Source organism: Flavobacterium kochi (assembly GCF_048286715.1).
Lineage (GTDB): Bacteria > Bacteroidota > Bacteroidia > Flavobacteriales > Flavobacteriaceae > Flavobacterium.
The window spans coordinates 32,650-45,944 of record NZ_JBLVPW010000019.1 but is presented as its reverse complement, the minus strand read 5'-3'; the positions used below and the strand labels follow the sequence as shown (position 1 = coordinate 45,944).

Here is a 13,295-nt window from a genome sequence, read left to right as displayed (position 1 = left end):
TTTTTTGAGTTCTCAAAGATGTAACATGTTAGTGCAATTTTGTGTGCTGAAGCTGACAATCTGTCCATTATGGCGTCAGACTTATGTTAGCATTCGCATAAATCTTTTTTAGATCGAATTATTCACTCGGCAATACGTTTCGAAGAAGGGAGAATCGATGAGAAAAAAAAAAATGAAAAAATAGTAAAAAAATTTATCTGATTTTAAACCAAGAAATCATCAGTAAAATACCAGCAGAACACAAAGCGTGACAGCTATGGGGGATACCATGACCAGTGAAGAATTATATACATACACCAATCATCTACTAACACAAGTCAAGAAAAGGGGACATAATACAGAATACATTACCGAAGATAATATATACGATACTTTTGGTAATATTACCAAAAAAACCATGACAGCAGGATCTGATTCAAGAGTTACCAATTATGAATACGACCCATCGGGACGGTTTTTAACAAAAAGCATTGATATCGAGGGACTGGCAACAACATTTTCTTATAATACCTATAACGGTTTCTTAAATTCGAAGACTAACCCATATGGCTTAACAACCTCATACACTTACGACCCTTGGTTTAAGAAAATTAAGACGACCGATTATTTGGGTAAAAGCAATACGTATGCCTATTCCCGCAGCAATAGCGTATATACGCTTGTTACCACCACTGGCGATGACGGTAGCGGCAAAGAAGAGACATTCGACGATTTGGGTAGGAAAACAAAATCGGGGGTCAAAAACATAAACGGTACATTCTCCTATGTTGATTATTTATACGACATTTACGACAGGAATTACAAAGTAAGTAAGCCTTATTTTGGAGCCAGCCCGAGTCAGTGGAATGAAACCACATACGACATATATGGCAGACCAACTCAAAGCAAATCCTCTACACAAAAAACGGTTAGTATGAGTTATTCTGGGCTTACAACGACCGTAAATGATGGTGCAAAAACCAAAGTTTCTACTAAAAATGCGATTGGTAATGTGGTTTCAATGACTGACACCCCTGGAGGCACCATAAATTACACTTATTTTGCCAATGGTAATTTGAAAACTTCCGATTATGGAAGAGCAGTGACTACGATACTGCAAGATGGCTGGGGCAGAAAAACTAAATTGACGGACCCCTCGGCTGGAATATATTCCTACGAATATAATGGATTTGGCGAAACCACATCAGAAACTTCACCAAACGGCACAACGACTTATACGCTCGATATGGTGGGAAAACTAACGACAAAAACCATATCGGGTACTAATACCAACAGCAGCACTTCTTATGCGTATGATGCCACTACAAAACTACTTACTTCAGCACGTTTACAAACATACTGGAAGGTAGCGCCATTACCACGAACAGTTATGAATATGACGGCTCCAAAAGACTTATCAAAACTACTGAAACCACACCGTATGCTACATTTATAAAGCAACTTACTTTTGACCTTTTGGGTAGGGTAGAAAAAGAGACCAGTACAGCAGTAGTATTGGCAAACGGAAAAACAAGTATCAAAACCATAAAAAACACTTATCAAAATGGCTACCCTTGGCAGATACTCGACGATACCACCGGTCAGGCACTATGGCAAACCAATACGGTAAATGCCAGAGGACAGCTAACGACTGCCGCTATGGGCAATGGCAATATTGCAATTACTAATACCTATGATACCTATGGATTTGCAACTCAAATAAAACATGACAGAGTCGGTACAAGTTCAGGTAATGTGATGATTTTGAACACAGTGTTCGACCCGCAAAAAGGGAATTTGACCAGCCGTACCAACAGCCTGTTCAACTGGAACGAAAGTTTTTTATATGATAATCTGGACAGATTGACAAGTTTTACCAACGAACAAGGACTGCAAGAAACCCAAAGTTATGACGATAGAGGAAGGATAACCCAAAACAGCGCAGGAACCTACAATTATAACATAAGTGCCATGCCGTATCAAAATAGCTCGGTAACGGTTACGCCGGAAGCCAAAACGTATTATACGACAAGACCAACACAAAACATAAGTTACAACACCTTTAAAAGCCCTGTGCAAATAGAGGAATAATTTAAAATCTAGCACTCCTAATTCTATAGTCCACTCTACTCTTTTTTTTAAATCAGCTAAAAAATAGTTCGAAAATTGTCTTGTTAGGGTCAATATTTGATTATAGATAATAGTCAAATAAGATATTAGAATCACAACAATTTAAAAATTTACTTATTTAAAGATTATCATTACCACAAACAATTTTATAATAATCTTCCAGAAATTCGTTAGATTTTTCAAGATTACTCGCTACTAAGACAAAGCTTCAGAGAAATCTGGAGCTTTTTTGTTTATATTTACTTTTTTTAAAGAAGCTAATTTTGGATCAAGACGAAAACCTGTGGGAAAGCTTTTAAATGAACCAATCTTCTATTTTGCGTTTTGTAAAATACACAATATTCTTATTTTGTATTTTATAGAATACATTTTTTTACTATTTTTGTATTATAAAAAATACATTTTTAAAAATGAAGGCCTTATTCCAAAGACATATTAGCTTAGTAAACCAATCTCAATTCAAATTTGAGCGCTACTTATTGAATCAACTTCCTTGGGATCAGCGCTTATTGGGTATAAAAGGAGCCAGAGGTGTGGGAAAAACGACTATTTTTTTGCAATACATCAAAAAAAATTATGGCCTTTCAAGCAAAGCCCTGTATGTATCATTGGATAATATTTATTTTTCAGACAATCGTTTGAGTGATTTGGTTGAAGATTTTGTAAATCAAGGCGGAGTGCATTTATTTGTAGATGAAGTTCATAAATATCCTGATTGGTCTGTTGAATTGAAAAATATCTACGATAATTACCCTAATTTAAAAGTAGCTTTCACAGGTTCTTCCTTGCTTGAAATATTAAATTCTCGTGCTGACCTTAGTCGTCGTGCTTTAGTTTTTGAGATGCAAGGTTTGTCGTTTCGTGAATATTTAAGTTTTAGACATCGAATCGAAATCACTTCACTAACTTTAGAAGAACTACTAAATAATCACACCCAAATTGCACTTCAACTAGATTCTCAGTTCAAGGCTTTACCCTTGTTTGAAGAATATTTACGGGTGGGATATTATCCTTTTTATCAGGAAAACCCTAATTTGTATTATAAGCAATTACAGGAAGTAATCAATATGATATTAGAAATTGAACTGCCTTTGTTGCGCCGTACAGATACAAATTTGATTTTCAAAATTAAGCAGTTACTTTATATAATAAGTCAGTCAGTCCCTTTTAAACCAAATGTTTCGGCCTTGGCTAATAAAATCCAGGTTACTCGAAAAACAATTATAGACAATCTTTTACATCTTGCTGATGCGAGTGTAATCAATACGATTTACAAAGATCAATTTGGCGTGAGTTCATTGCAAAAACCAGAAAAAATTTATCTTGAAAATACCAACTTTATATACGCCTTAAGTCCAGAAGAACCCAACATAGGCAATGTGAGAGAAACTTTTTTCCTGAACCAATTAAGACAAAATCATCGTGTAACTTACCACGATAAAGCTGATTTTACGGTAAACGAAAATTATGTTTTTGAAATTGGAGGAAAAAACAAAGGTAAATCGCAAATAGCCGGTTTAGATAACGCCTATATAGTGCAAGATCAAATTGCTTTTGGAATTGACAACACCATTCCTTTGTGGTTATTTGGTTTGTTATACTAAATTAATGTAGTAATACTATTCCGTAAACTGAACCACAGATCCTTTAAAAAGTTTTAACACATCAATAATTAAATTGTGTGGTACTATTTCTTTTTCAAAGGGCAAAATAAGTGCGGGTTGTTTGTATTCGAAATAAAACAAACCACACAAAGTCATCTAAATTTGGCTAGACATGTGTAATAAATATCACACATTACTTATTTTTAAATATATAATTTTTTCAATATAAATCATCAAAAGGACTTTTAATTTAGTGTATGCTTTGGAACGGACATGCAAACGCAGAGAAAAGTTAAGCTACATATTTTTGTAATTAATGAATTTGCTAAATTCTTTAAATAGTTTCATATTTCAAAGCAGAGTGAATTGTTTTATTCTTCAAAACAAATTATTGTAATATTTTAAAATTATGACGCGCATGCTATAATACTATAATAATCATCTATAAACTGGTTAGATATTTGAATGCTTCCCGCTACTGAGGAACCCATCAACATTTTGATGGGTTTTTTGATTTTTACCACCTTCACCACCCCCTGTCACCACTGCGATTAAGTCAAAAACACCGTTCACTTTTTTGGTTAGATACTCTTTATTTTTTGCCCTAATGGACATTAATCGTTTAAACATGAAAAATATACAGTAATTTTAATAAAAAAAACACTCTTATAAAATACTGTAATCCAGGAAAACTTCACCAAAAGTTAATGTTGGCGAAAGCCGATGGTTCTATTTCAGGAAACTCAGTAAAATTGAAAATCATGATTTACTCATTATCGAGGATTATGTAATGTCCGGGATAAAGTGAACACCCCATTCCGGGTTCTAATAAAAGTTCGTATTTCTACAAACAAGGCTGCATACAAAAAAACAATCCAGAGGCTGTAAAACAAGGCTTTTTTGTTTGCAAACATATTGAAAAGTTATTTTTTAGCAACCAAAAAAGTATTATATTTTTATTCTCAAAGCGTTCAAAGCTGGAGTTCCTGCAAAGAAACCTGCAAAGAGAACCATAGCTAATCCCTTATTTTTCAATATGTTTTTCTTTGCAATCATTTTTTTATTTTATACGTTCTTTGATTGTGTTTTATCTCTCTCGCAATTTCCACAAAATTCTTTTCTATCATCTCAGCAAAAAGCCTTGATATGTTAGGACACATCCGAATCAGGTAGATTAAGCAACTTTCTTGCAGCTTCATTGTCTATTTCATCTGCACCATCAAGGTATCTGATAATAGCTTCAATTTGTCTGGCTTTCTCTTGCTTCTTTAATTTAGAATAGCTAATTTTATCTTCTGTCGATGCTAATTTATTTTTATGTATGATATATTTTACTCCAGAAGTTTTTCCTGTAGTTTCTATAAATTCTATCTCTTGCAATTCTTTTAGTATTCTTCTTAATTGGTATTGGTTAACAAATGGATTAGCTTCCAGTTGTTGAAAAGTTTGTTTCTTTTCTGTATAAATATGTTTTCGACATCTCCTCTCCGTTCCAAAGGAATCTTTTTCTCATTAAGCCAATTGCTTTCGCTCCCCTTTTCTTTGCAAACTATACCATTTAAAAGCTAAAATTTCACGTCTACTCTTTCAGAAATTAATTTGTCATTCAAGTAATATTCAAAAAACCATTGATTACCGATTGCAATTAAAACACCCTGTAGCGTTCCTTTTGTGGCAATGAAAACATCTTTTCTGGAAGTAGCAGTTACTTTCATAATAACTTTTGGTGTACTGTCGATTAATTGAAATCCAGTAGCCGTAGGTTGTGCATAAAGCATTTTTGAACTATCGACCATTGCATTCTGTGCAGTAACCACTTCTTTTATAGGCACAGCCACTGGAGCCGCTTGGGAAACTGGTGACGGACCTTGATTAGAAATTAAGCCTGAATTACCGTTGTATTTATATTGCAAAGCATAGATAGATACAAAAGCCTTGTTCAATGCTTCTGTATAAGCCAATTGATAGTCTTTTTCTTTGCTGATACCGGTATCCGATTTAAAAATGATTTTTCCGTTACAATCCTTAAAAGTAACATGCAATTTAGTAGTTAAAAATGACTTTTCATTGACAACATCAAAATACAACGAACTGCACCTGTCACCATTCTCCTGTGACAATGTTTCATTAGCATAAAAGGCCTGAAAACCCGCTTTATTTAAATTAAACTTAGACAAAGTGGCAAGCCTATATTGATTGTCCGTCTTAGTAAAGTCAAATTTTAAAGGAATAAGTACTGCTTTATAATCGTTGACAGATTGTGAGAAACAGTAACTTGAAATTAATACTACCAGCAATAGGAATCTTGTTTTCATAATTTATAAATATTTTTTTAGTTCTAATAAATGATTTACTTGTTTAATGGTATGCGGTACAGGAATGTTACTTCCATTAAAAAAAATCGCATCCAATCCTGCGTCAAGCGCTCCCTGAACATCTGCTTCAATACAATCCCCAATCATAATACTATATTCTTTTTTGGCTTTGGCCAGTTCAAGCGCATATTCAAAAATAACGGGATTAGGTTTTTTTACGCCTGCCATTTCAGAATTGGTAATCGTTCGAAAATAACTTCCAATATTTGAATTATTTAATTTTTTAAATTGAACTTCTGCAAAACCATTGGTAATGATATGCAGCTTGTATTTTTCATTTAAATAATCCAAGACCTCAAAAGTCCCATCAAAAAGATGATTGTTTTCGGGTAATCGTTGAATGTATTCCTGCGCTATCGTTTCAATCTCTTCATCAGAAATAGCGTAGTTAATGGCGTCAAAAGAATGCTTCAGACGAGTGTAACGCAATTCATCATGCGAAATTTTGTCGTACTGGTATAATTTCCAACACGCCTGATTTATTGGCACATATTTTTCAATGAATTCCCTGATCTCAATTGTTGGATGATTTCTATTGAAAATAGCCTCAAATGTCAATTCAGAATTTTTATCAAAATCCCAAAGTGTATGATCCAGATCAAAAAAAACGTCTTTTATGATATTATGTTTCATTTTTTATTTTAAAATATTCCTTCATCAACAAAGCTAAAATAATTAGCTTCTGTGACAATAAGATGATCTAAAACTTTTATTTCTAAGCTCTCCCCGGCTAACTTTAGCTTCCTCGTAATTTGTTTGTCGGCGTCACTGGGAACTAATGTTCCGGAAGGATGATTGTGACATAAAATTAATCCTGTTGCACCCATTTCAAGCGCTGTTTTAAAAACCAATCTCACATCAACCAAAGTTCCAGTGATTCCGCCTTTGCTCAATTGCGATTTTGAAATAACTTTGTTTGAATTATTCAAATATACAATCCAAAATTCCTCGTGTGGCAATTCACCAATAATTGGCTGCATGATTTCGAAAATGGCCTTACTGGAGGTGATTTTTGGTAACTCCACCACATCCTCTGCCCTTCTTCGTCTTCCCAGTTCTAAAGCAGCAATAATTGAAATGGCTTTCGCCTCTCCTATTCCCTTAAAATTTGTCAATTGTGAAATCGATAATTTCCCTAACGCATTCAAATTAGTATTGACACTCCCTAAAATTCGTTTGCTTAGATCCACTGCCGATTCGTTACGACTTCCTGAGCCGATCAAAATCGCAATCAGTTCCGCGTCACTCAAAACACTTTTGCCTTTCAGCATCAGCTTTTCACGCGGTTTGTCATCATCGGCCCAGTTCGTTATGGGGAAATTATTTTGTTCCACCTTTTAAAGTTTAAAGTTGTTCCAAATTAAGCATTTATCTTCTTAACCATTTCTTCATAAAAAATCGTGTTTCCATACTGACTCCTGTTCTTAAGAAAGGTGTCAAGTACTATTTTGTCATATCGGGTCAAAATCCAATCTATTATCATATCCCTGTATTCGAGATTCAAACTGTCGTTTTCATAAAAATACCATTTGCTTTCAATAGTGGCTAATTTTCCCAACAAACCAAGCTTATCGGTCAGGTACAATTCTTCTATATAGTCATAAACCGTATAATAACCCGTCTGATAAGAAATAAGATCTATCATTTTAATAAAACTTTTTTCGGAAAACAAAACCTTAAAATAAAACACCACTGCTGGTTTGCTATTATCAAAATTCCTTTTGGCCCTACCCAATAAATTAGATCTGAATTTTTTAAATTCCTCTGCGGAAATCGTCTCCTGTATCATCAGATAATCATCAAAATCAAAGTCAATATTTATCGTATTCAGTAGTATAGGCACGAGCTTTTCTATATCTTCTGTAAGAATATAAATTGCTTTTAACCGCATCCAATAGGCTACGCTATACTCGACATAAGAGTTATTAGTCACTTGCTCCTGCGCAAATTTTTCAGCTACAGCAATTTGATCTATTACAATGAGATTATCTATTAAGCTCAGGTTAAAATCATTCTCATATCGAATCGGATTAAAGTACAAAAAAACTTCCTCAAAAAGATTATTCTCTACAAAAACTTCCAATAAAAAATTAGAAATGGCACCGTTTAACCGTAATTTATTATTGTACACCAGCAGAAAAAACTCCTTAAATTTCTCGGCAAAATATTTTTTTCTTTCCGCATTTTCTGTGCTTTTATAAATGGAGACGATATATTCAAAAGCAACAATTTTTAAAGATCGTATGGCATCAAAAAAAACAAAATTAACGTTCATATCAATAACAGCCTTCCAATCTGTAAAATCTCTTATGGATGAAATTTCAACTAGTACTTCATTTAAAATCTGCTCTAGATACCGAGTAATCCTGACGCTATTCGAATAAATTCTATTATCAAAATCTTTCAGTTCATCAAAAATGAGCATCCAGATTTCTACTGATTCTTTCTCAGAAAGATTGTTATTACAATATTGGATTACCGGTTTTAGTGTAATATCAAGCAAGTCAATAATTTTTTTTAACTCACTTATTTCTACATTTTTTTTATTCTTTATTACTGATTTTATAGCATTATTGATCAACAACTTCACTTCTGCTGTAGTGTATTCCGTCTTAGCAAGAGAAAATTCATTGACAAACAACAGTTCTAAATCTTTGTTTTTATGCAAGAGCTGAACTACCCATTTTTTTAAGGCATCAGGGTCTAATCCCGCTATCAATTCTTCAGATTGGGATACTTTTTTCTTCCTTGAAACGCTTTCTTTTTTGATTCGTTTTTTTGACAAATAATTCGCTAACGCCATTCTGTGAATACAAAAACCACCACCGTTACAATCGCATCTTGAATTAATTATTTCTCTTTTATCAGAAACTTCGATGGCAACATCATAACTATCATCGTTTTGATCGACATAAGCTACAAAGAAATTTGCTTTTTCTTCATCGATATCTCTAACGACTAACTTTTCCGCTTTTTTTAATACCGAAACAGAAATGTGTTTTTTTAAATTTTCTAAAGTGATTGCTTCCATTACAATAAGCGCTACATCATTAATTCCTTAACTTCATCAAAATTCAATCCGCCATAGTTCCCTGAACTCATTAATAGCAATGCCGAATTATCAAGATTTAAGTTGAATAAGTACGCCTTAAAATCTTTTGGATTCGTATAAATAATTAAATCTTTTCTGTTGAATGCATTTGCGATTTGTTCGTAAGTCACTTCTTCCAATTGCTTAATCTTTACGGCATCCGGCGAATAGAAAACAACCGCTTTATCAGCATATTCCAAAGCACCTTCGTATTCTTTTAAAAATTCAGCATTCAGGCTGCTGTACGTATGCAACTCTAAACAAGCTACCAAATTCCTGTTTGGATACTGTTCTTTCACTGCCTTTGTAGTTGCTGCCACTTTGCTCGGAGAATGCGCAAAGTCTTTATAAGCCACTTTCGTTTTACTTTCAGCAATTTTTTCCAATCGTTTCGATGCGCCTTTAAAACTAGCGATAGCTTCATAAAAATCGGCCTCATCAACACCCATATTCTGACAAATCCATTTGGCTCCGGCCAAATTATTAAGATTGTGTGCTCCAAAAACTTCTATTGGCATGTCGCCTTCCGGAGTTTCGAGCAGCGTAATACCATCGCTTACCGTATATTTTGGTGTATGATAGGCTAATTTTCGGATCGGATTTGTAGCAGCTTCGGCAACACGTTTTACTTCGGAATCGTCTTCATTGTATACTAAAATCCCACCATTGGTAATTTTACCAATAAAAACTTCAAACTGTTCTACGTAATTTTCATAAGTCGGAAAAACATTGATATGATCCCAGGCTATTCCGGAAATCAAAGCAATATTGGGCTGATACAAATGAAATTTTGGTCTTCGGTCAATTGGCGAAGACAAATACTCATCTCCTTCTAAAACGATAAAATCATTTTCTTCGGTAAGATGAACCATCGTATCAAATCCTTCCAGTTGTGCGCCAACCATATAGTCTACCGCTATATCGTGGTAATGCATTACATGAAGAATCATTGACGTTATGGTTGTTTTTCCATGAGAACCGCCAATTACAACGCGTGTTTTATTTTTAGACTGTTCGTAAAGAAATTCAGGATAGGAATATATTTTCAACCCTAATTCCTGTGCTTTCAACAATTCCGGATTATCCGCCTTGGCATGCATTCCCAGAATTACGGCTTCAATATCCATCGTTATTTTTTCAGGAAACCAACCCAGTTCCTCAGGCAGAATCCCTTTTTTGTCTAATCTTGATTTTGATGGTTCAAAAATGGCATCGTCGCTTCCTGTAACCTGATATCCTTTGTTGTGTAAGGCTAAAGCGAGGTTGTGCATGGCACTTCCTCCGATAGCTATAAAATGAGTACGCATTTAGTTATAGTTTATAGTTGTTGTATTCGAAACAAGTCAGCAATTAATCGCAACTCATTTATCCTTTTTTATTTTTATATTCTTCTAAAATTGATTTGGCTTTTCCCGGGTCGTTCATTTTATTTTTGTACAAATTGGCCAGCATTTGATAACATTTCTTTGAACCGCCTACGGTAATTGCTTTTTTGTAATTTTGCTCTGCTACTTTATATCTTTTAAAATATTCATCAATATGGCCTTTGGACAAATAACCGTCAACAGGTGACAAGCGTAACAATTCATTGGAATATTTTACAGCCTTAGACTCGCTGCCGCCAATGATTCCTGGCAGCTGGATATACACCTCAATTAATGCCCAACGTGCCTCAATATGCTTCGGATTGAAAACAATCGCTTTTTCAAAAGACTCCTTAATTTCATCAATCATTCCAAAAGCCTTGAATTTACTAACCTGAGTTGCTTTCATCCCAAGGGCACCTCCATATTTATAATAATAATTGGCTTCTGAAGGTTTCAGTTGTTTTAGTTTTTTATAATATCCGATCGCTGTATCCCAAGATTTGTTTCGTCCGGCAATATCTCCCAGATATTCGATGGTTTTAAGATTAGATGGATTACTTTTTAGAAAATTTTCAAAAATAGGTTGCGCCTGATCAAATTTTTCTTCTTTGAACAATTTTTCTGCCGTATCATAACTGGATTGTGACCAAATCATCAAAGGAAGCAATAAAAAGAAGCAGGTTATTTTTTTCATCTTTCAAAAATAAGGAAATTTTAAAGTATTCAACAGATTTTTTTAATCTTAAAAAAAATAACCACTCCCGTCATCCTGAGAGAAATAATAACAAATAAGAAACACTATCGTAACACAGAGTAATTAATTTCGTCAAAACAAATTATGAAAAAAAAGAGAAAAATTCCTTTAGTGGTAATAAGCGATGTGCACTTAGGAACTTATGGTTGTCAAGCCAATGAACTGCTAAATTATTTAAAATCCATTCAGCCAAAAATGTTGGTTTTAAATGGGGACATCATTGATATGTGGAGTTTCAGTAAAAGCTACTTCCCTGCTGCTCACATGAATGTACTGAGACAAATCATAAAAATGTCAAATCAAGGAACCCGCGTTATTTACATTACGGGTAATCATGATGAAGCTTTGCGAAAATATTCCGATTTTATTTTAGGGAATTTTGAACTGGCAGATAAATTAATCCTGGATTTAGATGGCAAAAAGACTTGGATTTTCCACGGGGACGTTTTCGATTCCTCTACTCAGGGCTATGCGAAAATACTAGCCAAACTTGGTGGAAAAGGATATGATGTATTAATTCTGATCAATAGCTTTATCAACTGGGTTCTGGTACTTTTGGGAAAAGAGAAAAGAAGCTATTCTAAAATGATCAAAGACAGCGTCAAGAAGGCCGTTTCATTTGTATCCAATTTTGAAACTACCGCAGCAGAAATTGCCATCCAAAAAAAATACAGCTATGTAGTTTGTGGACACATACACAAACCTCAAATGAAGGAAGTCGAAAACGAACACGGGAAAGTTCTATATTTAAACAGCGGTGACTGGGTGGAAAACCTTACTGCATTGGAATACAAAAAAGAAAAATGGAGTCTTTATCATTATAAAACAGAGCACTACAAAGATGCTGACGTCAATGAGGACAAAATAATTAACGACATCGTCACCAAAATCCTCTCTTAAAACAGATTCAGAAAAATACCTAAGCGTTCTTACAATCAAAATATACAGCAATGAAAATATTTTATGCCATTCAGGCAACGGGCAATGGTCACATCAGCAGGGCTATACAATTACACCCCTATCTGCAAAAATTTGGCGAAGTTGATTTTTTTATGAGTGGTAACAATGCCAGTCTGGAGGTCAATTTACCTATAAAATTCAAAAGCGAAGGCTGCAGCTTGCATTACAGTAAATGTGGCGGTTTGAATTATTGGGATATCGCCAAAAACATAAAACCAAAACAAATATATAAAGACGCAAATTCTTTACCGCTGAAAAACTATGATGTAGTCATCAATGATTTTGATTCTATTACTTCCTTAGCTTGCAAATTACAGAACGTGCATTCGATCCAATTTGGACATCAGGCCAGTTTCATGTCCCCTTTAACTCCCAGACCTGAAAAAAAGAGCCTTATGGGAGAAATGATCCTGAAACATTATGCGCCTTCTCCACAATATATCGGATTGCATTTTGACAAATACGATTCCTTTATACTTCCTCCAATTATCAAAGATGAAATCATAAATGCCGTCCCGAAAAACAAAGGTCACATTACCGTTTATTTACCTTCTTTTCAAAAAGACTGTTTAGAAAAAGCATTCAACAAACTTCCTAACTTCACTTTTCATTGGTTTTTGAATGATATACAAACCAAACATACGATCAAAAACATCACTTATTTCCCCGTTAATCAAGAGTACTTCAATAAAAGCCTCATCAATTGCGAAGGAATTATTACTGGTGGAGGATTTGAAACGCCTGCTGAGGCATTGTATTTAGAAAAAAAAATACTGTCTATTCCTATTCGAAAGCATTATGAACAGGAATGCAATGCGGCAGCTCTCAAAAAAATGGGTGTTCCTGTGCTGTATGATGTTGGAGATGATTTTTATTTAATAATCGGAAATTGGCTTGATTCCACTTTAAAATACCCTAAGATACAAGCCAACAACATCCCTGAAACCTTGCAGTTTTTATTTGACACTTATAACAGTAACTAATCAAAACAAAAAAAGATACTCTTTTCAGAACATCTTTTTGTATAAAATTTTT

At 34.2% G+C, this 13,295-nt stretch carries 12 protein-coding genes; 5 read left to right on the top strand and 7 right to left on the bottom strand.

The features are described 5' to 3' along the window. Positions 1-256 precede the first annotated feature (256 nt). The 3 genes from ACNQGH_RS16410 to ACNQGH_RS16400 all read left to right on the top strand — a co-directional run bounded on the left by ACNQGH_RS16410 (position 257) and on the right by ACNQGH_RS16400 (position 3,713). Positions 257-1,435 carry a hypothetical protein gene (locus ACNQGH_RS16410; RefSeq protein WP_417957112.1) on the top strand — a complete coding sequence of 393 codons (1,179 nt, stop codon included), beginning with the start codon at positions 257-259 and terminating at the stop codon, positions 1,433-1,435. A 20-nt stretch (positions 1,436-1,455) separates the two neighbouring features. Next, positions 1,456-2,070: a hypothetical protein gene (locus tag ACNQGH_RS16405; protein WP_417957111.1), complete on the top strand. Its 615-nt coding sequence runs from the start codon at positions 1,456-1,458 to the stop codon at positions 2,068-2,070. Between the two features lie 449 nt (positions 2,071-2,519). Continuing rightward, complete coding sequence (locus ACNQGH_RS16400) at positions 2,520-3,713, top strand: ATP-binding protein (protein WP_417957110.1); 1,194 nt, start codon at positions 2,520-2,522, stop codon at positions 3,711-3,713. Positions 3,714-4,862: 1,149 nt separating this feature from the next. Here ACNQGH_RS16400 and ACNQGH_RS16395 read toward each other — a convergent pair. From ACNQGH_RS16395 to ACNQGH_RS16365, 7 genes are all read right to left on the bottom strand, one after another. After that, a complete protein-coding gene (locus ACNQGH_RS16395; protein ID WP_417957109.1) occupies positions 4,863-5,093 on the bottom strand; it encodes a hypothetical protein in 231 nt (76 codons plus the stop codon). Positions 5,094-5,278: 185 nt separating this feature from the next. Further along, positions 5,279-6,028: a hypothetical protein gene (locus ACNQGH_RS16390; protein WP_417957108.1), complete on the bottom strand. Its 750-nt coding sequence runs from the start codon at positions 6,026-6,028 to the stop codon at positions 5,279-5,281. A gap of 3 nt (positions 6,029-6,031) precedes the next feature. Beyond that, on the bottom strand, positions 6,032-6,721 hold the full coding sequence (locus ACNQGH_RS16385; RefSeq protein WP_417957107.1) for a YjjG family noncanonical pyrimidine nucleotidase: 690 nt from the start codon (positions 6,719-6,721) through the stop codon (positions 6,032-6,034). A gap of 8 nt (positions 6,722-6,729) precedes the next feature. Further along, the gene (gene radC / locus ACNQGH_RS16380; RefSeq protein ID WP_417957106.1) at positions 6,730-7,422 is read right to left on the bottom strand and encodes a RadC family protein; all 693 of its coding nucleotides are present in this window, start codon (positions 7,420-7,422) and stop codon (positions 6,730-6,732) included. 26 nt (positions 7,423-7,448) lie between these two features. Beyond that, a complete protein-coding gene (locus tag ACNQGH_RS16375) occupies positions 7,449-9,119 on the bottom strand; it encodes a hypothetical protein (RefSeq protein WP_417957105.1) in 1,671 nt (556 codons plus the stop codon). Between the two features lie 11 nt (positions 9,120-9,130). Continuing rightward, positions 9,131-10,486 (bottom strand): UDP-N-acetylmuramate--L-alanine ligase, encoded by a 1,356-nt coding sequence (locus ACNQGH_RS16370; protein ID WP_417957104.1) that lies wholly within the window; start codon positions 10,484-10,486, stop codon positions 9,131-9,133. A gap of 58 nt (positions 10,487-10,544) precedes the next feature. Beyond that, positions 10,545-11,240 carry a tetratricopeptide repeat protein gene (locus ACNQGH_RS16365; protein ID WP_417957103.1) on the bottom strand — a complete coding sequence of 232 codons (696 nt, stop codon included), beginning with the start codon at positions 11,238-11,240 and terminating at the stop codon, positions 10,545-10,547. 144 nt (positions 11,241-11,384) lie between these two features. Between ACNQGH_RS16365 and ACNQGH_RS16360 the strand changes: the two genes are divergently transcribed. Next, entirely contained in the window at positions 11,385-12,200 is an 816-nt protein-coding gene (locus ACNQGH_RS16360; RefSeq protein WP_417957102.1) for a UDP-2,3-diacylglucosamine diphosphatase, read from the top strand. Positions 12,201-12,250: 50 nt separating this feature from the next. Next, positions 12,251-13,243: a glycosyltransferase family protein gene (locus tag ACNQGH_RS16355; protein WP_417957101.1), complete on the top strand. Its 993-nt coding sequence runs from the start codon at positions 12,251-12,253 to the stop codon at positions 13,241-13,243. The last annotated feature ends 52 nt before the right edge of the window (positions 13,244-13,295 follow it).

Coding starts and splice junctions, on each gene's coding strand:
- ACNQGH_RS16410 (WP_417957112.1), top strand. CDS start 257: ATGGGGGATACCATGACCAGTGAAGAATTATATACATACACCAATCAT.
- ACNQGH_RS16400 (WP_417957110.1), top strand. CDS start 2,520: ATGAAGGCCTTATTCCAAAGACATATTAGCTTAGTAAACCAATCTCAA.
- ACNQGH_RS16390 (WP_417957108.1), bottom strand. CDS start 6,028: ATGAAAACAAGATTCCTATTGCTGGTAGTATTAATTTCAAGTTACTGT.
- ACNQGH_RS16385 (WP_417957107.1), bottom strand. CDS start 6,721: ATGAAACATAATATCATAAAAGACGTTTTTTTTGATCTGGATCATACA.
- ACNQGH_RS16375 (WP_417957105.1), bottom strand. CDS start 9,119: ATGGAAGCAATCACTTTAGAAAATTTAAAAAAACACATTTCTGTTTCG.
- ACNQGH_RS16370 (WP_417957104.1), bottom strand. CDS start 10,486: ATGCGTACTCATTTTATAGCTATCGGAGGAAGTGCCATGCACAACCTC.
- ACNQGH_RS16365 (WP_417957103.1), bottom strand. CDS start 11,240: ATGAAAAAAATAACCTGCTTCTTTTTATTGCTTCCTTTGATGATTTGG.
- ACNQGH_RS16360 (WP_417957102.1), top strand. CDS start 11,385: ATGAAAAAAAAGAGAAAAATTCCTTTAGTGGTAATAAGCGATGTGCAC.
- ACNQGH_RS16355 (WP_417957101.1), top strand. CDS start 12,251: ATGAAAATATTTTATGCCATTCAGGCAACGGGCAATGGTCACATCAGC.